20 protein-coding genes and 1 pseudogene are annotated in these 22,425 nt (G+C 70.8%); 10 read left to right on the top strand and 11 right to left on the bottom strand.

Going from position 1 to position 22,425, the window contains the following annotated elements:
* Positions 1–12: 12 nt before the first annotated feature.
* Positions 13–459 carry a MarR family winged helix-turn-helix transcriptional regulator gene (locus HH310_RS07840; protein ID WP_169174764.1) on the top strand — a complete coding sequence of 149 codons (447 nt, stop codon included), beginning with the start codon at positions 13–15 and terminating at the stop codon, positions 457–459.
* On the opposite strand, the gene HH310_RS07835 is transcribed toward HH310_RS07840, so the two are convergent.
* Positions 428–1,420, bottom strand: a complete 993-nt coding sequence (locus HH310_RS07835) for a transporter (RefSeq protein ID WP_169174763.1) — start codon at positions 1,418–1,420, stop codon at positions 428–430. The genes HH310_RS07840 and HH310_RS07835 overlap by 32 nt on opposite strands.
* A gap of 175 nt (positions 1,421–1,595) precedes the next feature.
* Here HH310_RS07835 and HH310_RS07830 point away from each other — a divergent pair, with 175 nt between their 5' ends.
* A complete protein-coding gene (locus tag HH310_RS07830; protein ID WP_169174762.1) occupies positions 1,596–2,114 on the top strand; it encodes a sigma-70 family RNA polymerase sigma factor in 519 nt (172 codons plus the stop codon).
* A gap of 34 nt (positions 2,115–2,148) precedes the next feature.
* The gene (locus tag HH310_RS07825) at positions 2,149–3,075 is read left to right on the top strand and encodes an AraC family transcriptional regulator (protein ID WP_169174761.1); all 927 of its coding nucleotides are present in this window, start codon (positions 2,149–2,151) and stop codon (positions 3,073–3,075) included.
* Here HH310_RS07825 and HH310_RS07820 read toward each other — a convergent pair.
* Positions 3,065–4,033 carry an aldo/keto reductase gene (locus tag HH310_RS07820; protein WP_169174760.1) on the bottom strand — a complete coding sequence of 323 codons (969 nt, stop codon included), beginning with the start codon at positions 4,031–4,033 and terminating at the stop codon, positions 3,065–3,067. The genes HH310_RS07825 and HH310_RS07820 overlap by 11 nt on opposite strands.
* Positions 4,034–4,121: 88 nt before the next feature.
* Between HH310_RS07820 and HH310_RS07815 the strand changes: the two genes are divergently transcribed.
* Entirely contained in the window at positions 4,122–4,499 is a 378-nt protein-coding gene (locus HH310_RS07815; protein ID WP_169174759.1) for a hypothetical protein, read from the top strand.
* Positions 4,500–4,542: 43 nt separating this feature from the next.
* On the opposite strand, the gene HH310_RS07810 is transcribed toward HH310_RS07815, so the two are convergent.
* On the bottom strand, positions 4,543–5,367 hold the full coding sequence (locus tag HH310_RS07810) for an alpha/beta fold hydrolase (protein ID WP_169174758.1): 825 nt from the start codon (positions 5,365–5,367) through the stop codon (positions 4,543–4,545).
* A gap of 158 nt (positions 5,368–5,525) precedes the next feature.
* Here HH310_RS07810 and HH310_RS07805 point away from each other — a divergent pair, with 158 nt between their 5' ends.
* The 4 genes and pseudogenes from HH310_RS07805 (at position 5,526) to HH310_RS07790 (ending at position 10,332) form a co-directional block, all read left to right on the top strand.
* A complete protein-coding gene (locus HH310_RS07805) occupies positions 5,526–8,393 on the top strand; it encodes an AfsR/SARP family transcriptional regulator (RefSeq protein WP_169174757.1) in 2,868 nt (955 codons plus the stop codon).
* A 92-nt stretch (positions 8,394–8,485) separates the two neighbouring features.
* Complete coding sequence (locus tag HH310_RS07800; RefSeq protein WP_169174756.1) at positions 8,486–8,932, top strand: MarR family winged helix-turn-helix transcriptional regulator; 447 nt, start codon at positions 8,486–8,488, stop codon at positions 8,930–8,932.
* 22 nt (positions 8,933–8,954) lie between these two features.
* Positions 8,955–9,557: pseudogene (locus HH310_RS45745) on the top strand (NAD-dependent epimerase/dehydratase family protein); the annotation flags it as partial.
* A gap of 193 nt (positions 9,558–9,750) precedes the next feature.
* Positions 9,751–10,332 (top strand): HAD family hydrolase, encoded by a 582-nt coding sequence (locus tag HH310_RS07790; protein ID WP_169175069.1) that lies wholly within the window; start codon positions 9,751–9,753, stop codon positions 10,330–10,332.
* Positions 10,333–10,339: 7 nt separating this feature from the next.
* Here the strand turns inward: HH310_RS07790 and HH310_RS07785 are convergent, their stop codons facing one another.
* The 5 genes from HH310_RS07785 to HH310_RS07765 form a co-directional block, all read right to left on the bottom strand.
* Positions 10,340–11,101: an NTP transferase domain-containing protein gene (locus HH310_RS07785; RefSeq protein WP_169174755.1), complete on the bottom strand. Its 762-nt coding sequence runs from the start codon at positions 11,099–11,101 to the stop codon at positions 10,340–10,342.
* Positions 11,102–12,039: 938 nt separating this feature from the next.
* Complete coding sequence (locus tag HH310_RS07780; protein ID WP_169174754.1) at positions 12,040–12,966, bottom strand: sugar kinase; 927 nt, start codon at positions 12,964–12,966, stop codon at positions 12,040–12,042.
* Positions 12,963–13,610 carry a bifunctional 4-hydroxy-2-oxoglutarate aldolase/2-dehydro-3-deoxy-phosphogluconate aldolase gene (locus HH310_RS07775; protein ID WP_169174753.1) on the bottom strand — a complete coding sequence of 216 codons (648 nt, stop codon included), beginning with the start codon at positions 13,608–13,610 and terminating at the stop codon, positions 12,963–12,965. The genes HH310_RS07780 and HH310_RS07775 overlap by 4 nt, the downstream gene beginning before the upstream one ends.
* Positions 13,600–14,172, bottom strand: a complete 573-nt coding sequence (locus HH310_RS07770) for a hypothetical protein (RefSeq protein WP_312033901.1) — start codon at positions 14,170–14,172, stop codon at positions 13,600–13,602. The genes HH310_RS07775 and HH310_RS07770 overlap by 11 nt, the downstream gene beginning before the upstream one ends.
* Positions 14,173–14,234: 62 nt before the next feature.
* On the bottom strand, positions 14,235–15,431 hold the full coding sequence (locus HH310_RS07765) for an FAD-dependent monooxygenase (RefSeq protein WP_169174752.1): 1,197 nt from the start codon (positions 15,429–15,431) through the stop codon (positions 14,235–14,237).
* Positions 15,432–15,559: 128 nt separating this feature from the next.
* Here HH310_RS07765 and HH310_RS45265 point away from each other — a divergent pair, with 128 nt between their 5' ends.
* Complete coding sequence (locus tag HH310_RS45265) at positions 15,560–16,444, top strand: TetR/AcrR family transcriptional regulator C-terminal domain-containing protein (RefSeq protein WP_312033900.1); 885 nt, start codon at positions 15,560–15,562, stop codon at positions 16,442–16,444.
* A 2-nt stretch (positions 16,445–16,446) separates the two neighbouring features.
* Here the strand turns inward: HH310_RS45265 and HH310_RS07755 are convergent, their stop codons facing one another.
* Positions 16,447–17,349 carry an NADP-dependent oxidoreductase gene (locus HH310_RS07755; RefSeq protein WP_169174751.1) on the bottom strand — a complete coding sequence of 301 codons (903 nt, stop codon included), beginning with the start codon at positions 17,347–17,349 and terminating at the stop codon, positions 16,447–16,449.
* Between the two features lie 81 nt (positions 17,350–17,430).
* Between HH310_RS07755 and HH310_RS07750 the strand changes: the two genes are divergently transcribed.
* Complete coding sequence (locus tag HH310_RS07750) at positions 17,431–18,468, top strand: bifunctional 2-polyprenyl-6-hydroxyphenol methylase/3-demethylubiquinol 3-O-methyltransferase UbiG (protein ID WP_169174750.1); 1,038 nt, start codon at positions 17,431–17,433, stop codon at positions 18,466–18,468.
* 1 nt (position 18,469) lies between these two features.
* Here HH310_RS07750 and HH310_RS07745 read toward each other — a convergent pair whose 3' ends face one another.
* Complete coding sequence (locus HH310_RS07745) at positions 18,470–18,835, bottom strand: VOC family protein (RefSeq protein WP_169174749.1); 366 nt, start codon at positions 18,833–18,835, stop codon at positions 18,470–18,472.
* 51 nt (positions 18,836–18,886) lie between these two features.
* Positions 18,887–20,350, bottom strand: a complete 1,464-nt coding sequence (locus HH310_RS07740) for an N-acetylmuramoyl-L-alanine amidase (protein WP_169174748.1) — start codon at positions 20,348–20,350, stop codon at positions 18,887–18,889.
* Positions 20,351–22,425: the final 2,075 nt, after the last annotated feature.

Here is a 22,425-nt window from a genome sequence, read left to right as displayed (position 1 = left end):
GATGGGGGTTACATGGGACGCAGCACCCGCACCGCGGATCTCGGCATGCTCGCCACCCGGCTGTTGTTCGGGCTGCAGTCCGAACTGTTCCGGCGCAGCGCCGAGGAGGGCTTCGGTGACCTCCGTCCCCGGCACGGCGCGGTGACCGCCTACCTGGATGAAGACGGTCTGCGCCAGAACGACCTCGTCCGGCTGTCCGGCCGCAACAAACAGACGATCGGCGCGATCATCGACGAACTGGAGGCGATGGGTTACGTCTCGCGGGTGACCGACCCGGCCGACCGCCGCGCCAAGCTGATCGTGCCCACCGAACGCGGCCTGCGGCTCATGCGGATTTCGGACGCGATCGTCGCGGACATCGAGAGGAGATACGCCGCGAAGGTCGGGCGGGAGGCGTACGCGCAGTTCTTCCGCACGTTGTCGGTCGTCACCGAGGACGCGGCGCCGGGCGCGGAATGAGCGCCACCGACCGCACCGCGATGACCACGATGAACGCGGAGATCGCGAGCACGACGGCCCACGCCCAGATCTTCCACTCGGCGGGCTTCTCCAGGCCCAGCCATTCGACGGCGAAGCGCGCGACCGCGGCGTACGGGAATGTGAAGGACCAGAAACCCAGCGAGAACGACAGACGCAGATAGCGGGGCAGCAGGGCGACCTGCATCAGCGCCAGGATCGTGGTGATGCCGGCGAGAAACATCGCGACCAGATCGGAGTGCATGCCGGCCAGGGCGAACCACGCGCTGCCGCCGACCGCCGGCGGGGCCACGAAGATGGCAAGCGTCGGCACCAGGGGCGCCGGCAGGTCCTGATGCACCGCGACGCGGGTCAGGATCAGCGTGCCGATGACCAGCCAGAAGAAGGTGCCGACCGCGAACGCGCAGTAGCCGAGCTCCGGCAGTCCCACGTGCGCCAGGCTGCCGGCCGCGATGTACCCGCCGGCCACGGTCGGCAGGAAATAGCCGCCGTGCACGCTCTCCATGCGCAGATTGCCGTCGACCCAGTGGGCCAGCATCCAGGCCGCGAACCCGGCCGCCACCACCACGAAGAACACCACGATGACCAGGCCGGTACGCGACGCCACGCGATGCACCTGGGCGCCGACGAGCATGCCCACCACCGGCAGCAGTGCGGCGATCGGGCCCTGAGCGGGATGCCGGAGCTGATCGGCCAGCGTGTCGGTGGTCCGCGAGCCGCGGACCGTGTGCGCGATCATCAGACCGAGCCAGACCGCGCCCACGATGACCCACAGCACGGTCGAGATGAACTCCGGTGCACCCAGCTGGTCGGCCGCCACCGACCAGATGCCGGCCAGGCCGGCTAAGCCGAACGCCACCGCCAGGGTGTTCAGCGGCAGTCGCGTCGGCGGCGGCGTGACGGCGGTCGTCGCGGGCGCCTGTCGCACATCGCTGCGATTCATGCGCTCAGGACGCACGGCGGCCCGCAGAATTCAGCGCCGCTCGCGGTGACCTACGTCATGATCGCGGATGAATGACCCGGGCGGCCGGTCACGTCAGTACGACCTCAGTCGCAGGTCGGTTGCTCCTCCCTAGCGTCCTTGCCATCAGGAACTCGCCCGCCCGCAAGGACACTGGATGCGATACCCGACCGCCCATGCCAAATCCGACACTCGCATGAAGGAGCTGATCGAAACCCACCGGTTGCCCCTCGTCCGCTTCGTCCTGCACCTGACCCAGGGCGAACACCACACCGCCGAGGACATCGTGCAGGAGACGATCATCCGTGCCTGGCAGTCGCAGGAACGGCTCCCGGACGACGAGGAGGGCATCCGGCGCTGGTTGCGCACCGTCGCGCACCGGCTGCTCATCGACCACGTACGCCGGCAGAAGGTACGCCGGTCGGATCTGTCCGCCAACGTCGAGGGGGACCAGCCGGGCCGATCCGACGACGTCTCCTCGACGGTGGTGGCCGCCGACTCCTTCCGTCAGGCGCTCAGCGACCTGGCCTTCCCGCAACGGCAGGTCATCGACGAGATATTCGTCCGCAACCGCACCACCCGCGAGGTCGCCGATCTGCTGAACATCCCGATCGGCACGGTGCGCTCCCGCCAGCACTACGCCATCCAGGCGCTACGTCAGGCGATGCTCGGCTGAACCGACCGGCCGCGGCTAGTATCGGAAGCCGGTCATGGACGCGATCAGCACCATCATCCGTATGGCCCGTCTCGAGGCGGCCATCGACCTGCGTTGCCTCTTGGCCGGCAGTCACGTCCTGGACAATCCGCCCTGCGCGCACGGCCGCGTGCCCTTCCACGTTCTGCTGGAGGGTCGTTGCGTGGCCGAAGTCGGCGACCGCACGGTCGACCTGCGTGCGGGTGACGTCCTGATCCTGCCGCGCGCGGGGCGCCACCGCATGCGGGTCGTCGCCGACGGCCCACCGGCCCCCGCCGAGATCTACAGCGCCGACTCGATGGACATTTTCCGCAGCGTGAGCACACCCGTTGTCGACCTCTTCTGCGGCCACTACGAGTTCCGCCCGGGCGCCGGGGAGCTGCTGTTCACCGGGCTGCCGGACATCGTGCACGCCTCCTTCGGCCTCGCCGCCGGCTCGCCGCTGTTCCTGCTCGGCCAGCTCATGCGCAACGAGGCGACCATCGACGGCCCGGGCGCCGGGGCCCTGCTCGCCTCGCTCTGCGACGCCCTGCTCGCGCTCGTCCTGCGCGGGGACGGCAACGGCAGCCCCGCCTCGGTGAAGCTCGTCGCCCCCTGGACCGCCGTCGCCGACGCGGGCCTGCGCGCGGTCGTCGACGCCGTGGTGAACGAGCCGGACAAGCAATGGACCATCGCCGGCCTGGCCCGCGTCGCCGGCGTCTCGCGGGCCACGCTGACCCGGCACTTCTCCGCCGCCACCGGCATGGGCGTGGCCGACTTCCTGACCCAGACCCGGATGACGATCGCGGCCGACCTGCTGACCACGACCGGGCGCACCCTCGACGACATCGCGGCCAGCGTCGGCTACCGGTCGCCCTCGGCGTTCGGCAAGGCCTTCCGGACGGTGACCGGCAGTACGCCCAGCCGGCTACGCAAGGACGCGGCGGACCAGCTCAGCGGCTGAAGATGCCGGAGACCTCGGCGAGCACCTGGTCGTCGACGGGCACGGTCAGGGCATCCCGTACGGCCTGCCACTGCGCGTCGGTGCTGGGCGAGACGATCGGCGCGGTCACCAGCGGGTGGTGCCGGAGCCAGGCGAGCGCGAGACCCGCGGTGCTGATGCCCGCCGCGCCGGCGAGGTCGCGCAGCCGGGCGACGCGCGCCAGGTTCGCCGGCGAGTACATGCCCGGGTACTGCAGGTCGCCGGCGAGCGCGATCCGGCTGCCCGGCGGCGGTTCGGCGACGTCCAGGTAGCGGTCCGAGAGAACCCCGCCGGCGAGCGGCGACGCGGCCAGGTAGGCGAGACCTTCCGACTCGATCAGGCCGGCCAGCCCGTGCTCGTCGTCGCGATTGAGCAGGTTGAAGCCGTTCTGCACGATCTCGGGCCGGGGCAGGCCGCTGCGCGAGGCGCCGTCCAGCCACGCTTCCAGCAGCTCGGCGTCGACATTGCTGACCCCGTACGCCCGGATCGTGCCGTCCTGCAACGCGGCGGCGAAGGCGGTGAGCGTCTCCTCGATCGGCGTCTCCGGGTCGATCGCGTGTGAGAGGCACACGTCGACGCAGCCGAGACGCGTGAGGCTCTGGGACAGCTGCCGCTCGATGTAGCGGGCGGACAGGTCGACCCGGACCCGATCCGGCTCGACGACGTTGCCCACCTTCGTCTGTACGAGGACGTCGTTCGTGCCGTGCATGGACAGCCAGCGGCCGACCGTGCGTTCACTTTCGCCGCCGCCGTACGCGTCCGCCGTGTCGATTCCCCGGATGCCCAGCTCGTACGCCTCGATGAGCCGCTCGAACCCTTGATCGGCGGTGATGCCGAGACCGCGGGTCGCCACCGGCGAGCCGACGCCACCGATGGACCCGGCGCCGTACAGGAACTCGGTGGTCTTGATGCCGCTGCGGCCGAGCGGGACGACATTCACGGGGGTGTCCTCCTCCGACAGGAGATCTATTTGAATATTCAGCATCGCGGTGCGTTTGCGAGGCGTGCTCGACAGCGCTCATCAAACCGTGGCAGGCGTGGTCCTGCTGACCGTTCTCGGTATCGCGTACGGCGGGACGTTCCTGCTGCGCGTGGTGCGCGGCGGCGTTCCGGCGAATCCGCTGCAGGTGTCGTTCTTCCGAGCCGGCCACGCGCACGCGGGTGTGCTGGTCATTCTCGGCCTGCTGGTGATGATCCTCGTGCAGACGAACGGGGTGGGCCAGCCCTGGTCGGCGCTCTCGTTCGGGGTGCTCGTCGCCGCCGCGTTCATGCCCGCCGGGTTCTTCCTGTCCGTGCTCGGCCGGGATCCGCAGCGGCCGAACGCTCTCGTCGCCCTGATCTGGATCGGTGCGGCCGCCCTGGGCGTCGGTCTGCTCACCGCGGGCATCGGCCTGATCGCGGCGTAGCCGGCCGGAGGGGACCGGGCGGGGTCCCCTCCGGCTTACCCGCTCAGGAGCGGATGAACTCCAGCAGGTCGGCGTTGATGGTCGCGTGCTGGGTGGTGGGCATGCCGTGCGGGAAGCCCGGGTACGTCTTGAGGGTCCCGTTCGGGAGGAGTTTCGCGGACAGGGGCGCCGAGTCGGCGTACGGGACGATCTGGTCGTCATCGCCGTGCATGACGAGCACCGGGATCGAGATCCTCGTGAGGTCCTCGGTGAAGTCGGTCTGGGACCAGGCGACGATGCCGTCGTAGTGGGCCTTCGCGCTGCCCATCATGCCCTGCCGCCACCAGTTGTCGGCCAGCACCGGCAACACCTCGGCGCCGGGCCGGTTGAAGCCGTAGAACGGACCGTCCGCGATGCCGCGATAGAAGGCCGCGCGGTTGGTCGCGAGCTGCGCCTGCAGGTCGTCGAAGGCGCTCTTGGGCTGCCCGCCCGGGTTGGCGTCGGTCTGCACCATGAGCGGCGGGACGGCCGACAGGATCGCCGCCTTGGACGTCCGGTCGGTGCCGTGCCGGCCGAGGTAGCGAATCACCTCGCCGCCCCCGGTGGAGTGCCCGATGTTCACCGCGTCGCGCAGGTCGAGATGGTTCATCACGGCGGCCAGGTCGTCGGCGTAGTGGTCCATGTCGTGCCCGTCGGCGACCTGCGCCGACCGGCCGTGACCGCGCCGGTCGTGGGCGACGACCCGATAACCCTGCTGCAGGAAGAACAGCATCTGGGTGTCCCAGTCGTCGGATGACAGCGGCCAGCCGTGGCTGAAGACGATCGGCCGTCCGGACCCCCAGTCCTTGTAGAAGATGTCGGTACCGTCGTCGGTTCGGATCACGGGCATGCTTCCTCCAGTTGGTCGCGGACCAGACGCAGGCGGCCGGGCGGAATTCGCGGATGGCGGTGTTGCCTACGTCACGCCCTGGTAGCGGCGTCGTTCACATTCGTGCGGGGGAACGGCCCGGACCTGGATACGTTTGCTACGTCGTCGGGGGATGCGGGGTGGATCACGTGGTGAGGTTCGCGTTGCTGGGTCCGGTGCGGGCCTGGCGCGGCGAGATCGAGATCGACCTTCGCCCCCGGCAGCTACGCCACGTCATGGGTCTGCTACTACTGCGGGCCGGTAAGCCGGTCACCGTCGAGGAGTTCGCGGCGTTGCTCTGGGGCGAGGTCCCGCCGCAGCGCGCGGCGGACATCGTGCACCGGCACATCGGCACGCTGCGGCGCCTGCTCGAACCGGATCTGCCGTACCGCGTCCAGGGGCAGTGGTTGCAGCGCGCCGCCGGCGGCTACCGGCTGGACATCGAGCCCGAGTCGCTGGACCTGCTCGAGTTCCGCCGCCTCGCCGAGCAGGGACGGCAGGCCACCGAGCTCGGTGACCACGCCAAGGCGCTGGCGCTGCGGACCGAGGCGTTGCGGCTGTGGAGCGGCCGATGCGCCGCCGACCTGGATCCCGATCCGGAGATGCTGCCCGAGTTCCACGCCGTCGACCAGGAGCGTGTCGCGGTTGCCCGGGCGGCGGTCGACGACGCGTTGAGCACCGGCGACACCCACGATCTGATGCCGGTGATCCGCGAGGTGGCCGAGCAGAACGCGCTGGACGAGGCGCTGCAGGCCCGCCTGATGCTGCTGCTGGCCGCGACCGGGCGGCAGGCCGCGGCGCTCGGCGTCTTCCACTCGGTGCGCTCGCGCCTGGTCGAGGAGCTGGGCGTGGACCCCGGGCACGAGCTCCGCACCGCCTACGACCGGGTGCTCCGCCAGGATGCCGCCGACGGCGCCGCGGAGCTGCCGGCGCCGCGCGCGATCCCGTCGCAGGTACCGGCCGGCACCCGGTTCTTCAGCGGCCGCGCGGCCGAGCTGACCCGGCTGACCGGGCTGCTGGCCGAGACCGGCCGGGATCGGTGCGCGACGGTGGTCGGGGTGGTCGACGGCCTGCCCGGCGTCGGCAAGACCAGCCTGGTCATCCACTGGGCCCGCCAGATGGCCGACGAGTTCCCGGACGGCCAGTTGTTCGTGAACCTGCAGGGTTTCGACGTCCACCGCCGGGTCCTCGACGCCGACCAGGCGCTGGCGCATCTGCTCGCCGGGATGGGTGTGCCGCACGAGCGGATCCCGGCCGACGCCGGCGCGCGCAACGCGCTGTTCCGCACGATGACCGCGGACCGCCGCATGCTGATCATCCTGGACAACGCGCGCGACGAGGAGCACATCCGCCCGCTGCTGCCCGCCTCCCCGCACAGCCTGGTGCTGGTCACCAGCCGGAACCGCCTGACCGGGCTGATCGCCCAGGAGGGCGCGGTGCCGCTGACCCTGACCCCGCCGTCGCACGAGGAGTCGCGCACCGGCATGGTGGCCCGGCTCGGCACCGGCCGGATCGCCGGCGAGGAGCGGGCGCTGGACGAGATCATCGAGCGGTGCGGGCGGTTGCCGCTAGCGATAGCGGTGGTGTGCGGGCGGGCGCTGACCTACCCGGAGTGGCCGTTGCGGGACATCGCCGACGAGCTGCGGATGGCGGCGCCGCTGGACTTCTTCGACGGTGAGGAGCCGCGCAGCGACGTTCGCAACGTCTTCTCCTGGTCGTACCGGATGCTGAGCGACCCGGCGGCCCGGCTGTTCCGGTTGCTGCCGGTCCATCCGGGACCGGATTTCGGTGCCGTGGGCGTGGCGAACCTGGCCGGGCAGCCGTTGCACACCGTGCGGCAGCTGCTCCGGGAACTGGCCCGCACCCGGCTGCTCACCGAGACCCGGCCGGGCCGGTACGCGTTCCACGACCTGATCAAGGCGTACGCCGCGGAGCTGGGCCGGGTCGAGGATCCGGAGGCGTACCGGATCGCCGCCTTTGGTCGGATGCTCGACCACCTGACGCGGGTGGGGCACGCGGCGAACATCATGCTGCACGGGTCGTTCCGGTCGAGCGAGCCGCCGCCGGCGCGCGGCGACGCGACGCCGGAGCCGATCCCGGACACGACCGCGGCGATGACGTGGTTCACCACCGAGCTCGCGGTCCTGGAGGACGCGGTCGAGATCCCGGGCGCCAACACCTGGCGGCTGGCCGAGCTGCTCATGCCCTACTACCAGCGGCGTGCCATGTTCCAGCGGTGGACGACGACGGCCGAGCACGCGCTACGCGCCGCGATCGACGCCGAGGACCTGGAGGGCCAGGCCGCGATGAACCGGATGCTGGCCGGTGCCCTGGCGCTGGGCGGACGCAACGACCTGTCGGCCGGGCGGCCCGGCGCCGAGGAACGGATCCTGTCCGCGGCCGGGCCGCTGCAACGCGCGCTGGACCTGCTCGACGTGCTGGACCGGACGCTCGACAAGGCCCACGTTTATCGCAACCTCGGCACCGTGCACGCCGAGGCGAACCGGCACGTGGCGGCTCGGGAGAACTTCGAGCGGGCGCTGGCGCTGTTCGAGACGGCCGGCGACCGCCGCGGGATCGCGCTCACGCTGTTCACCCTCGGTCAGGAACGCACCAAGCTCGGCGACATCGACGGCGGCCTGTCCGACCTGCGCCGCGCCGAGACGACCGCGCTGGAGCTGAACGACGTCAACACCGCCGGATCGCTGGCCGGGGCGATCGCGCAGGCGCAGGTGCGACTGGGCCGCACCGAGGAGGCGCTGGCCTCCTATCACCGGGCCCGCGACCTGCTCCGCCGGGCCGGCAACGTGCTGGAGGTCGCGGTGGCGAACCGGCAGCTCGGTGACCTGCTGGCCGCCGCCGGGCAGCGCGACGAGGCGGTGCTCGCCTGGCGCGAGGCCCGCGACCGGTACACCGAGCTGGGCCAGATCGACGTGGCCGCCAGGCTCGTCGACCGCATCGAGGATCTTCTGCGCGGTCCGTCGGCACCCCATCGTCTGGCCGCCTGAACCCTGTGACCGCGCGCACGCGGCGTGAATGAAGCGACCTTCGCGACGTCTGAGCATCGGATTAGCCGATGTACCGGTCCGAAGGAGTCCCGTTGTCGCGTTTGACCTCGGAGGAGAGGGACATCTTCGAAGAGTTTCTCTTCACGGCGGTGACCGTCCAGCGCCGGGTCGACCAGGATCTCTTCGAGGAGAACAGCCTGAGCCTCAGCGAGTACACCGCGCTGCGCCGTCTGTCCGAGGTGGACGAGGGGCGGCTGCGGATGACCGAGCTCGCGGCCGCGACCGGCCTGTCGGTGAGCCGGATCAGCCGGATGGTGCGGTTGATGGAGCAGCGCGGACTGGTCTCGCGGGAACCGGTGCCCGGCGACCGGCGCGGCTGGAGCGCCGTCCTCTCGATCACCGGCCGGACCCGCCTGCATCAGACCGAGCGGTCGTACGCGGCGAGCGTGCGGCGCAACCTGCTCGATCATTTCGATCACGGGCAGCTGCGGGCCCTGTCCGCGCTGATGGCCACGATCGAATGGAAGCCTTCCGCCTAGCTTCCGTCGTACGCTGACCGGCATGCGTCGTGTTGTCGTCATCGGAGCGACCGGCCACATCGGCACGTACTTAGTGCCGCGGCTGGTGCGCGCCGGATATGAGGTCGTCGCGGTCAGCCGCGGTACACAGGAGCCCTACCACCCCGCGGTGGAGTGGCAGTCGGTCACCCGGGTGGTCGCCGACCGGGAGGCCGAGGACGCGGCCGGCACGTTCGGCACGCGGATAGCTTCGCTGCGCCCGGACGCGGTCATCGACCTGATCTGCTTCACCCCCTCGTCGGCCCAGCAGCTCGTCGACGCGTTACGCCCGGCCCGGCCGTTGCTGGTGCACTGCGGCACGATCTGGGTGCACGGGCGGGCGCTGCGGGCGCCGATCACCGAGGACGAGCCGCGTACCGGTTACGGAGCGTACGGGTCGCAGAAGGCTGCGGTCGAGGAACTGCTGCACCGCGAGACCATGTCCGGTGGCGTCCCGTCGGTGATCCTGCACCCGGGTCACATCTCCGGTCCCGGCTGGTCCGTGATCACCCCGGCCGGCAACCTGGACCTCGACGTGTGGCGGAAGCTGGCCACCGGGGAGCCGCTTCCGTTGCCCGCCATGGGTCTGGGCGTGCTCAACCACGTGCACGCCGACGACGTGGCGCAGGCCTTCGAGCAGGCGCTGCGACGGCCGGCCGCGATCGGCGCGAGCTTCCACGTCGTGGCCGAGCAGTCGATGACGTCGTTAGGGCTGGCCACCGGGGTCGCCCGATGGTTCGGCCGCGAGCCGGTCGTCGACCTCGTGGAGTGGCCGGACTTCGAGAAGCGGGTCGGCGCGGATCACGCGGCCACGACCCGCGATCACATCGAGCGCGGCATCACCGCGAGCATCGGGCGGGCCCGGTCGGTTCTCGGGTACGAACCTCGGTTCTCCACTTTGGACGCTCTGCACCCGCGATTTCCTTCCGGCCATCCAGGTCCCGTACGCCGAGAGCGAGCTCGACGAAATCTTCGGCGGCTACCTGCGGGCCTACGAGGACTCGTACCGCTCGTTCCCCGACGTGCCGCAGATGCTCGCGACGATCGCGGCGGCCGGCCTGAGCACGGCGGTGCTGACCAACGGCAGCAGGCAGCAGCAGAACCGCAAGCTTTCCCGGGTCGGCCTGGCCGGCATCGGCCCGGTCTACACCCCCGACGACCTGGGCGTGGCCAAGCCGGACCCGGCCGCGTTCCGGTTGGCGTGCGAGCGGTGGGGCCTGGCCCCGGCCGAGGTCCTGAGCGTCGGCGACAACCACGAGTTCGACGTGCTGGGCGCGCGGGCGGCCGGCCTGCACGCCATCCACCTGGACCGCCGCGGCGAGGGCCCGTTCGACGAGCCGCACCGCATCGCCACGCTGGCCGCCCTGCGCGTCGGGGTTTGACGATCCCTCAGGCGTAGGGGTTTGCCGTCGGCACGTCGATGTCACGGTCGTCGGCGACGTCGTCGACCTGCACCACCTCGACCTCGTGGCGGCGCAGGTAGTCGCGCGCGCCCCGATCGCCGGTCGCGCTCTCGGCCACCCCTTGCCAGTGATCGCGCCCGAGCAGCACAGGGTGTCCCCGCCGTTCCCCGTAGCCGCCCATGACGAGGGCGTCGCGCCTGGCGCGCCCGGCGATGCGCCGCACCGCCTCCGGGCTGACCCCCGGCATGTCAACCAGCAAGATCAGCGCGGCCTCGACCTCGGCGCCCGCCGCAAGGCCACGGTCGCCACCAAGGCCGCCGCCGCCACCAAGCCCGCCGCCGCCAAGCCCGCCGTCGCCGCCAAGCCCGCCGCCGCCACCAAGCCCGCCGTCGCCGAGCCCGCCGTCGCCGCCAAGCCCGCCGTCGCCGCCAAGCCCGCCGTCGTCAACAAGGCCGCGGTCGCCAGCAAGGCCGCCCAGAGCGTGAAGCCCCACGCGGAGCGAGGACCCCATTCCGGTCTCCCAGTCAGGATTCACCACTATTTCCGAAATATCGGAAATATCGGTCGCAGCGGCACGCACCTCAACCGCTTCAGCGCCGAGGACGACCACGCAGCGCCGCAACCCAGCCTCACGCAGGGTGTCCACGGCACGCTGCACCAGTAGCTTGTCCGGGTACCGAATCAGCGCCTTGGGCATGCCGTAGCGGCTCCCGCCACCAGCCGCGAGCACCACCCCAGCGATCTCCACACCGCCGACCCTAACGCGCCGGCGTCATCGCAATCCTCCAACAGACCTGAGCGGTGGCATCCCCGGCGCTCAACGTGTCCGAAGAGCATGAGGTGGTCGGCCGCGGGTACGTCGTGGGCGACTCCGCGCCGGTTGGGTCGCGAGCACGGCGCCCACCTCGCCGCCACCGACCGCCAGCGCCGCCACCGCCACCGCCACCGCTGGGAGCTGCCGCGATTTATCGCCTTTGCCCCATTAGTCGCCGCGCGCAGTTGTGCGCAGCCGAATTTCCGAGACCTTGGAGAGTTATGGCTCGTATGTGGGCGTAACTCTCCAAGGTCTCGAAATCCGACCGAAAATCGCAGGCACAAATGCTGCTATATAGACAAATCGACCGTCCTGTTAGGACGATCGCCCACCATGCAGACACAAGCGTCCAGATATTGAGACGACTGCCACCTGCGGCCGGTAAGTGCCAATTGGTTGCCGAGCCATCGGCATGACAAAACGCACCTTATATGGCCTAACCCGACACCGAAGGCGGCGGGCGACCGAGCCCGAGGCACAGCGCAACCGCGCTGGCATACCCAGCCCACCACCCACGACCGCAACAGACCGCAGCCACAGCAGCCTTCCTCGGTTCTCTGCCGAGAAGATGCCGAGAAGATCAAGTTGTCGACGGCGTGGAAGCAGCCCAAGCCACCCCCACCCGTTTGGGTGGGGCCAAGTCAACCAGGTGGGTCTGACACTTTCGCGGCGTCATCCACAGGGCCACGCCGTCCGCGGCGAGAACGCGGCCTTGATGCCGATGGCGCCCCCTCCGTCAGCGCCAACGCCGCCGCCGAACAACACCGGGCGCCACCGCCAGGCAACACGGTGTGCCACCGCCAGGCAACGCCGGATCACACCGCCGGGAAACGCCCGGAGCGACCCTCAGGCAACGCCCGAACCCACACCCGTCAACGCCGGATGTCGTCCCCGGTCAGCGCGCCCAGCTCATCCCGGTCCGGCAGCCCCTCGCAATCGCCGGGCACGGTCACCGCGAACGCCCCCGCCGCGATCGCGGTCGTCAATCGCGCCAGCGGCTCCGCACCGGCCAGCCGATCGGCCAGATACCCCGCGACGAACGCATCCCCCGCCCCGACCGGATCCACCACCGCAACGGGCAACGCCGGCACCACGAACGAAACGCCGCCGATGAGCGCCTGGCAGCCGCGCGCGCCGTCCTTCACGATCACCTCGGACGGCCCCAGCTTGGCGAGCCCGGCCACCGGATCGCCCGGGTCGACGAACAACGAAGCCTCCTCCGGCGAGGCGAACACGATGTCCGCCCGGGACACCAGGTCGCGCAGGACGGGCGCGGCGTCGTACCGGCTCCAGAGCTTCGACCGATAGTTCACGTCGACCGAGACCGGCACACCGGCCGACCGCGCCGTCTCCACCGACTGGAAGACGGCCGCCCGCGCCCCCTCGCTCAACGCCGGCGTAATACCGGTGACGTGCACAATCCCCGCCCCGGTCAGCAAAGCGGCCGGAATGTCCGCCGGGGTCAGCCGCGACCCCGCGCTGCCGGCCCGGTGGTAGTCGACGTGCGTGAACTCGCCGGAGCGCCGATACCGGACCATCAGCCCGGTGAATGGCGGCCCGACCAGCGCCATCGTGTGCACGCCGGCCGCGGTCAGCCGCTGGGCGATCAGGTCGCCTGTCGCGTCCGGCCCGACCCGGCCCAGCCACGTGGCCGAACCGCCCAGGCGCGCGACCCCGACGGCCACATTGCTCTCCGCACCGCCGACACCGAACGAGAAGCTTTTCGCGTACGCCACGGGTCCGATCCCGTCCGCGGCGATCAGCCCCATCGTCTCGCCGAACGTGAACAGTCCCGTCATGAGCGCGCGAACGTCACGGCGCTGACCGCGTGCCGGGCCCGGGCGCGCAACGCTTCGAGGCTGCCGCCGGACGTGGCGTCGCCGATCAGCGGGCTGCCCACCCCGACCGCCTTCGCGCCCGCGAACAGCCAGTCCGCGATGTCTTCGATCTTGATGCCGCCGGTGGGCATGATGTCGATCTGTGGCAGCGGGCCGCGCAGGTCGCGCAGGAATTGCGGGCCGAGGCCGGCCGCCGGGAACAGCTTGACCAGCGGCGCGCCCGCCCGGTGCGCGCCGTAGATCTCCGTCGGCGTACGGGTGCCCGGATAGAACGGCACCGGCGACTGCGAAACCAGGTCGGCGTCGAGCACCGGCGAGACCAGGAACGAGGCGCCGGCGTCGACCGCGGCCTTGGCCTCGTCCAGTGTCAGCACGGTGCCGGCGCCCACCGCGACCGATTCCGGCAGCTGGCGTCGCAGCCCGGCGATCGCCTCGATCGCGCCGCGCGAGGTCAGCGTGACCTCCAGCGCGGTGATGCCGGCGTCGACCAGCACGGTGGCGACGGCGGCGAACGAATCGGCGGTGGGCGCGCGCAGGATCGCGACCACCCCACTGCGGACGACGGCGGCGGTCACGGCATCGGGGTTGCTGCTCTCATCGCTCACGACTTAGATCCTGCCCGATGTTTTCATGACCATCCAGTGCCGCCGTCCTGGCCGGCCGGCGCCGCGTCAGCGGGCCGGGGGCGGTGACCTCGATCTGCAGTTCCTCCCGGATCGCGGCCTCCAGCTGCTGCAACACCAGCGGGACCTGGGCGAGCAGCTCACGGAAGTGGGTCTGCGGCTGCACCCCGGAGACCGACGCCGGGTTCATCTCGCCGTGCAGTTTCTGCAGCAGCAGGTGGACCGCGAGCGCGGCACTGCGCACCGGCCCCGAGGCCAGCAGCCGGACCAGCATCAGGGACGGCCCGACCTCATCCACGTACGCCAAGGCGGGGGCCGGCTTCTCCCCCGCGTCGAAGGCGGCCCGGAGACGGTAGGTGTCACGTTCGAAGACCGCAAGCAACTGGACGTACGCGGAACGTCGCTCCTCGTACCAGCGCCTGGTGCGCTTGCGGCGGCTGCTCAGATAGTCGTTGCGGGCACTGACCAGCAGGGCGGCAGCCGCCCCGGCCAGCGCGAACACGGCGGCGATGAGGGGCAGCCCCCACCACGGGATCGCAGACACGCGATAACGGTAGCGACGTCCGCCCCGCCGCACCCGCAGAGCCCACCCGTGGTTGCCGAAAGTCAGACGCCACCGACGGAGGGTGTACGCGCGTACGGCTTGAGGGTCATCGCTTCGGCCTTGCTGAATTGCTTCTCCAGGAGCTTGCGCATCGGCCAGCGTGTCATCGCGCGCGTCGACACCGCCCGCAACCGGATCATCAGCGCCGATTTCGGGGCGAACGCGGCCACCCCGCCCGGCGGCAACTCGGTCCCATCCGCCACGTAGGCCGCCATCTGTGCCTGGTATTCGGTGAAGGCGTCGGCCGGCGAATCGCCCGCGGTCAATTCACCGGCCAGCACGTACGCCCCGACCAGGCTCATGCTGGTGCCCATTCCGGCGAGCGGCGAACCGCAGTATCCGGCGTCGCCGAGCAGCACCACGCGGCCGCGATGCCAGGTCGGCACCCGCACCGCGCTGATCGAGTCGAAATAGAAATCGGGCGCGTCGAGCATGGCCTCCAACAACGACGGCACCTTCCATCCGGCCCCGGCGAGACGGTCGTTCAGCAAACGCATCTGCGCGTCCCGGTCGAGCCGGTGAAAGCCCTCGGCCGAACGAAACCCGAGGCTCGCCTTGGCGGTTCCGCCGCGCTCGGGCCGGATTCCGGCAACCCGGCCGCCGGGCGCGTTGTACATGTGGAACCAATTGTCGAGGTCCCCGGGATCGGCGACGGTGAAATACGAGGTGTACGCGCCGAGATGCCGCACGTACTCGGATTCCGGCCCGAACGCCAGCGCCCGCACCCCGGAATGCACCCCGTCGGCGCCGACCACGATGTCGAACCGTTCCCGATCGCCGGACGCGAATGCGACGTCCACACCGGATTCGTCCTGCGTCAGCGCGACCACCCGCTCACCGAATCGATATGTCGCGCCGGACGACGCCTCGTACAGGACCTGGGCCAGATCGCCACGCGAGATCTCGATCTCGGCGACGATTCCCTCGCCGCCGAACATCTCGGCCGGCATCGACGCCAGCCGCCGCCCGCGCGAGTCGACCATCATCCAGCCGCGCTCGTCGACACGACGGTCCAGCACCGCCGGCATCAGACCCATCGCCTCGACGACCTCGCGGGCCACGCCGCGCACGTCCACCGCGTGCCCGCCCGGCCGCAGCGCCGGCGCCCGCTCGACCAGCGTCACGTCGGCCCCGGCACGGACCAGCCAATACGCCAGCGCCGGCCCGGCAATGCCCCCACCAGAAATCAGAACTCGCATTTCCATCCTCCCCGCGTACGCTGTACATCGACGTACTAGGAGGCTAGGGGCGCGCCTGACAAGGGTGCAAACTGCACTAGTACGCTGCAGACTGGCAGACCAGGTGTACTAGTACGGGGAGGACTGACGTGACGTACAAGCGGATCGTGGCCGACATCCGCGGCCGCATCGAGAGCGGCGATCTGAGGCCCGGCGACCGTGTCCCGTCCGCCCGCGCGATGACCAAGGAGTGGGGCGTCGCGATCGCCACCGCCATCAAGGCCCAGCAGGCCCTCCGCGACCAGGGGCTGACCGTCGCGCGGCCGGGCGTGGGCACGATCGTCGCCGGCCCGGCCCCGCGCGCGCCGAAGCAGCACGAGCTGAGCCGCGATCGCATCGTCGCCACCGCCGTCGAGATCGCCGACGCCGACGGCATCACCGAGGTGACGATGCGCCGGATCGCGTCCACTCTCGGCGTCGCGACCATGTCGCTCTACCGGCACGTGCCGAGCCGCGACGACCTCATCCAGGCGATGATCGACGCGGCCTTCGACGGACTACGCCTCCCGGCCCGCCCCGACGCGGACTGGCGCCGCAGCCTGCAGCTCAACGCCCGGACGCAGTGGGCGTTGTTCCAGCGGCACCCGTGGCTGGGCCCCACCATGTCGATCACCCGGCCGCAGCTCGCGCCCAACGCCATACGCCTGAGCGAGTGGGTGATGGCCGCGTTCGACGGCACCGCGCTCACGATGAGCGAGCGCATGTACATCCAAATTCTTTTCTTCAGCTTCGTACGCGGCGTGGCCAGCGCCCTGGAACCGGAGGCGGTGGCGATCCAGGACAGCGGACTGACCAACGACCAGTGGATGGAAACGCAGACGTCGGCGCTGTTGCGGGTGATGGACGACAGCCGGCTCCCGCGCTTCCGCGAGCTGGCGACCGCCGGCTTCGACTACACGCTCGACCAGCTCTTCGAGTTCGGCCTGGTGCGCCTGCTGGACGGGCTGGCCCTGTTCGTCGACGCGCGCTCATGAACTCACGGCTCGACGATCAGAACAACCTTTCCCCGGCCGTGTGTCGACTCGACCGCCGCGTGCGCCGCGCCCACCTGGGACAGCGGATACGCCCGGATCGGCATCGTGACCGCCCCCTTGGCCGCGAGCGCCACCACCTCCGCCAGCCGATGCGGGCTGCGACCGGCTCGAACCACCCGGGTCCCGTACTCGGCGGCGGTCTTGTCATCGACGATCGTGCCGATCCGCTCCGGCGCGATCCCGAGCTTCACCGACTGCGCGATGGCCATCCCACCCACCGCGTCCAGCGCCACGGTCGGCACCCGCGGCATCGCTTCCACCAGCCCTTCCCCGTACGCCACCGGAATAGCACCCAGCTGCCGCAGGTAGTCGTGGTTCGCCGGGCTGGCCGTGCCGATCACCGTGGCCCCCGCCAGCCGCGCCAGCTGCACCGCGACCGTCCCGACGCTGCCCGCCGCGGCGTGCACCAGCAGCACGTCACCCTCCCCGACGCCCAGTTCCAGCAGCGCCCCGCTGGCCGTCTGCGCCGCGGCGACCAGACCCGCCGCGGTCGGGAAATCGAGACGATCCGGCTTCCGTACGACGTTCTCGGCCGGCACGCACACCATCGAGGCGTGGCCGTTCAGCATCGTCGAGCCGAGAACTTCGTCACCCACCCGCAGCCCGGTGGCCACCGCGCTCTCCCCCAGACGATCGACCACCCCCGAGTACTCCTGGCCGAGCGCCTGGGGGAAACCGACCTTGATCCAGGGCATCGTCCCGCGGCGTACGCCGACGTCGAACGGCTGCACCCCGGCCGCACGCACCCGGACCCGCACCTCACCGGGCGCGGGCTCCGGATCGGGTAAGTCGGCTATCCGGAGGACGTCGGGCGGCCCGAAACGATCGAACACGGCGGCTCTCATAACGAAACCCTGCAAGCTGAACCCAGGTTGAAGTCAAGCGGGCGATGGGCGGCCCGCCCCGGATGAGTCACGGTGGTAGGCATGACGACTGACGCACAGGCACTGAGCGAGCGGCTGCTGGCCGCACTGATCGGCGCGGCCGAACTCATCACGATCGAGGTGGGCCGCGAACTCGGCCTCTACGTCGCCCTCCGCGAGCGTCCCCGGACGTCCGCAGACTTGGCCGAGGCGGCCGGCATCGACGAGCGCTACGCCCGCGAGTGGCTGGAGCAGCAGGCGGCCGCCGGTCTGCTGACCGTGGACGGCGATGTGTTCGCGCTCGCGAGCGGCACCGCCGTGGTGTTGCTGGACGAGGGCGGCCCGGACTATCTGGGCACCGCCGGTGAGTTCGCCGTCGGGCTCGGGCTGCTCACCCCCCGGGTGGTCGACGCGTTCCGGTCCGGGGCCGGCATTCCGTATTCGGACTACGGCCGGCACATGCGCCACGGCATCGCGTCGTTCAACCGCCCGATGTTCGCCCACCAGCTCACCACCGAATGGCTGCCCGCGATTCCCGACGTCGAACAGCGCCTGCACGGCGACGCCACGGTCCTCGACCTCGGCTGCGGCACCGGTTATTCGTCGATCGCGATGGCGCTCGCCTATCCCGGAATCACGGTCCGCGGAATCGACCTGGACGAAAGCTCCATCGCCGAGGCGCGCGCCGCCGCGGCCCGGGCGGGCGTCACCGACCGGGTGACATTCGCGCTCGCCGACGCCGCCACGGTCGAGGGTCACTACGACCTGGTGACCATTTTCGAGGCCCTGCACGACATGGGCGACCCGGTCGGCGTGCTCACCAACGCGCGCGAACGCCTCACCCCGACCGGAAGCGTCTTCATCGGCGACGAACGCGTCGAGGACGAATTCACCGCCCCGGCCGGCGAGGTCGAACGCCTTCAATACGCGTTCAGCGTCCTGCATTGCCTGCCCGCCACCCGTGCCGAGAAGCCGGTCATCGCCAACGGAACGATCCTGCGCGCGCCCACATTGGTGGCGTGGGCGCGCGCGGCGGGCTTCGAGAACCCCGAGGTGCTCACGATCCCGAACGATTTCTGGCGCTTCTACCGCCTGCGCTGAATCAGCTCTTGATACAGATGTCGAACGGATGCCCGGCCGGATCGAGCAGCACCCGCCACCGGTCCGGCTGCGGCTGCTCGGCGGGCTTGGTGGCGCCCAGCGCCAGCGCCATCTCCTCGGCCTTGTCCAGGTCGTCCACGTAGAAGTCGAGGTGATACCGCTTGGGGGTGGCCTCGTCCGGCCAGCCCGGCCCGGAGAACCCCGGCACCCGCCCGAACCCGATGCTCGTCGAGCCGTCACCGATCATGGCGAAGTCGCCCTCGCTGTGCAGGACCTCCCACCCGAGGACCGCCGAGTAGAAACGCGCCTGCGCGGCCGGGTCGCCCGCATCCAGCGAAATCATTGCCATCGTCGCGAAACCAGTCATGACCACGATCCTCACCAACGAGACTGACACCTTCTGGCAGGAATCCGGGACTCACTTCAAATAGACAAGTCCATCGAGCACGACGCCCGGGGTGACGACCTCGACGCGTACGGAATGGGAAGCGCTCGTGGACCACGACCGCGCCCAGACCGCCTGCCGGTAGCGGGTGGCGGCCGACCGCAGGTCGACGATGCCCTGGTCGGCCCCGTCCACCCAGATCCGCACCTGGCCGCTCTGCGCGCCCCGGCCCACCGCGAGCGCCGCCGACCGCCCGGTGAACGTCCACGACGCGGATGCTCCGGCCGCCGTCCCGCCGAGTGCTGTCCCGCCGAGATATGCCTGGTTGCGCAGGGCACGCCAGGTTCCGCTGCGTTCCGCCGCCAGCTCCGAGACAACCATGGGCGTACGCGTCACCGAGGCGTTCACGGCATTGCCGGCCCGATCGACGGCCCGCACCATGAACGTGGTCGGCACCGCCGGGGCGACCGTCCCGTTGCGTCCGTGGCCGGTCGTGCCCAGGTTGACCGCCGTCGGCCGCACCAGCCCAACCGTGGCGAGCCCGTTGACGTCTTGCGCCGACCAGTTGAGCCGGATCGGGACAGTCCCGTTGAGCGACCCGGTCCGCAGCACCACATCGGGCGCCTCGCTGAAGGCCGGGGCGTTCGCGTCCGACACCACCTTGACCGTGCTCGTCGCCGACCGCCCGGACAAATGCAGCGCCCGTACGGTGACCGTGTGCCCGCCGGGCGCCAGCCGCAGCGCCGCCGTCCGATGACCGCCCGGCGCCGCCAGCCGCAACACCCCGTCGACCCACACCTCGAACCGGTTGATCAGCGCGCTCGGCGTCCGCACGTCCCACAACGGCTTGATCAGCCCCTTGGAGAACAGCAGCGCACCGTGCTTCTGCGCGCCGAACACGCGCTCGAAGTGCAAGTCGCTCGGGCCCGCACCGGCGATCGCCCGGATCTGCGGCAGCTGCCGGTAGAGCGCGTCACCCGGGCACGCGGTACGACCGGCGTCGCGATGCCCCGAGATCCGGCTGAACAGGACCTTGCGACCCCGCGAAAACCGGTCGCTGCCCCCGGAGGTGAGCACGACACGGCCGTTCGGCACATTCCCGTACGCCCCGAGCTTGTACGCGGCCACCGCCGCGATCGCCGTCCGCACCGTCCGGGAGACCCCGCGCGACTCGAAGCTGCCGATCACCGCGATCGCACTGGCGTCCGCGTTGAACCCGAGCGTGTGCGCCCCGAGCACGGCCCGCCCGACACCCCCGCCGCGCCCTTCGAACACGGTCCCGCACTTGTCGACCAAAAAGTTGTACCCGATGTCATCCCACCCGCGGCTGCGCACCTGGTAGGCCTGAATCCCCCGCACAATGCTCGCCGACTGCGCACACCGATAGCCGTTCCCGGTAGCGGTGTGGTGCACAAAGAACACTTCAACCGGCCCGGTGTACTCAGGCGCGTCCCGCACCATCGCCTCGTTGGCCCCCCACCCGGCGCGGGTAACCATCCGAGGCACCGGCCGCGCCGGCAGCGGCACACTCCCCCGCCCAGCCACTCCCCAGCCCGCACCGCGAGCCGCACCGCCGCCCCCGACCACCGCCGCCGTCCGCGCTCCACCCACCCCCGACGCGACGCCACCCAGCCCGCCAACCACGACCGACGCGGCGCCCTCCGCTGGCCCCACGGCCGACCCGCCACGGGCCAGGCCCGCAGCCACCGCGCCCCGGGACTGACCCACAGCCAACTCGCCCCCGGACTCGCCCGCAGCCCAGTCCCCCCGGGACTCGCCCACAACCAACTCGCCCCCGGACTCGCCCGCAACCGACTCCCCTCGGGACTCGCCCACAACCAACTCGCCCCCGGAATCGCCCGCAACCGACTCCCCTCGGGACTCGCCCGCGGCCAACTCGCCCCGGGACCGGTCCGCAGCCGATTCGGCCCGAGACTCGCCTGCGGCCGACTCGGTTCGGGGGGCGTCGGCACCCGGATCGATCAGGTCCACTCGGACGCCGATGGGCAACGGCTTCCGTGCGCCCACGACGCGGGACTCGACGGCGTCCGAATCGCCGACCCACAGCGGGTCGGTCGCGCCGCGGGCACCCGGACCACCGCCGTCGGCTTCGAGGCTTCGCCAGACGCTCCACCGGCCCGACCCGACAGCCCGCGTTCGCACCTGAATGAGGCCGCCCATGCTCGCGCGGGGATCTGTCCAAGTCACGCCGATCATGCTGAACGGCCTGGTCGTGCGCCGCTTACCCAACGCGGCGGTCTGCAGGGCACTTCGCCAAGCGCCTCCCGAATCGCCGCGACCGGCCTCGAGCGGCAGCGCCCCCGGATTCCCTCGCGCGATCGTGAGCGCCAAGCCACCCGGCCGGGCCGGGGCTCCCACGGCCGGCTCCCCCACCGCCATGATCAGGCTAAGGCCGGCGGCGAACAGACTGATCGTCCGATTCCGGTGCACGTGAACCCCCGTGGTCCTGGTTGATCGGCCACGTGCCACCTTGCCCGGATACGCCCGCCCATGTGACGAAAACTCACAAAATCATGTCCGACATTTCACGTTTCGCAGCAGCCGCCGACGCGGGTGTCCACCGGGCGCGGGAAGCACGGCCGCCGCGCCGCCATTCGCGGTAGCGGGGGCCGCCGGGCCTGGGCACCCACCGCGGCGGCCGTGCCCAATCCCGCCCACGGCCGCCGCCCCGGCCGCCGGATGCCCGGGCTCGGCAGCCATGGCTCGCTCGTCCCACCCACTGCCGCCGGTCACGGTCGCCGGGTGGCCGGGGCTCGGCAGCCACGGCGGCGCTCGTGCCCAATCCCGCCCACTGCCGCCAGTCACGGTCGCCGGATGGCCGGGCTCGGCAGCCACGGCGGCCTCGTGCCGGGTCCGGCTGGTTGGCGCCTGTTGCGGTGTCTGGTTCGCCAAAGGCAAGCCGCGAGCCAACAGTTGCGCTTTTCCAAGACCGCGCTCTCACTATTCGGACAGACGCGTCTGCATCGTGGAACTGTTCAGCTGTTTCTCGCGCCGCTCACCCTCCGATGAGTTGGCCATGCGCGGCGGACCTGCGCGGACCGTCGCTGTGGGGAGCTGGGACCTTCCGGTCGTGGCGGGTGCCCACACCGGGGTGGGGGTGGCTGAGGTGTGGGCAACCGCAACTTCCTCGGCGTCGCGACTGCCCACACGGGGGTGGGGGTGGCTGAGGTGTGGGCAACCGCCACCTCCTCGGCGTCGCGGCTCCCCACGCCCGGGTGGGGCGGCCACTGTGGGGAGCTGGGACCTGCCCGGGCCTGGCGGCGGTGCCTCGCGCGGGGACTCCCGGCCGACGGAACCAGCTGAACAGTTACGCATCGTGGACGACCGTCTGAATAGGACGGTCGATTTGTCCATGTCCGGTAGCTTTTGGGGAGGTCGCTAGCAGCCCGATTTCAAGACCTTGGAGAGTTACGCCCATATTCGAGCCATAACTCTCCAAGGTCTCGAAAAACCGGCCGCAACATATGTGTAAGGCAGCGTCAAATACGGATGAAGGCTATATAAGCGGACACGTCGCACCACCTGGGCAGCGCGACGGGCCGCAGTCACCG

The sequence above is a fragment of the Actinoplanes sp. TBRC 11911 genome (genome assembly GCF_012933445.1).
Classification (GTDB): domain Bacteria; phylum Actinomycetota; class Actinomycetes; order Mycobacteriales; family Micromonosporaceae; genus Actinoplanes.
The sequence above is the reverse complement of the archived record's forward strand: the minus strand, read 5'-3'. Positions and strand labels throughout refer to the sequence as shown.

Bases quoted from the DNA above. Each gene is read 5' to 3' on its own strand.
- HH310_RS07840 (WP_169174764.1), top strand. From the start codon at position 13: ATGGGACGCAGCACCCGCACCGCGGATCTCGGCATGCTCGCCACCCGG.
- HH310_RS07835 (WP_169174763.1), bottom strand. From the start codon at position 1,420: ATGAATCGCAGCGATGTGCGACAGGCGCCCGCGACGACCGCCGTCACG.
- HH310_RS07830 (WP_169174762.1), top strand. From the start codon at position 1,596: ATGCGATACCCGACCGCCCATGCCAAATCCGACACTCGCATGAAGGAG.
- HH310_RS07825 (WP_169174761.1), top strand. From the start codon at position 2,149: ATGGACGCGATCAGCACCATCATCCGTATGGCCCGTCTCGAGGCGGCC.
- HH310_RS07810 (WP_169174758.1), bottom strand. From the start codon at position 5,367: ATGCCCGTGATCCGAACCGACGACGGTACCGACATCTTCTACAAGGAC.
- HH310_RS07780 (WP_169174754.1), bottom strand. From the start codon at position 12,966: ATGACGGGACTGTTCACGTTCGGCGAGACGATGGGGCTGATCGCCGCG.
- HH310_RS07765 (WP_169174752.1), bottom strand. From the start codon at position 15,431: ATGCGAGTTCTGATTTCTGGTGGGGGCATTGCCGGGCCGGCGCTGGCG.
- HH310_RS07755 (WP_169174751.1), bottom strand. From the start codon at position 17,349: ATGAGAGCCGCCGTGTTCGATCGTTTCGGGCCGCCCGACGTCCTCCGG.
- HH310_RS07750 (WP_169174750.1), top strand. From the start codon at position 17,431: ATGACGACTGACGCACAGGCACTGAGCGAGCGGCTGCTGGCCGCACTG.
- HH310_RS07745 (WP_169174749.1), bottom strand. From the start codon at position 18,835: ATGACTGGTTTCGCGACGATGGCAATGATTTCGCTGGATGCGGGCGAC.
- HH310_RS07740 (WP_169174748.1), bottom strand. From the start codon at position 20,350: ATGGTTACCCGCGCCGGGTGGGGGGCCAACGAGGCGATGGTGCGGGAC.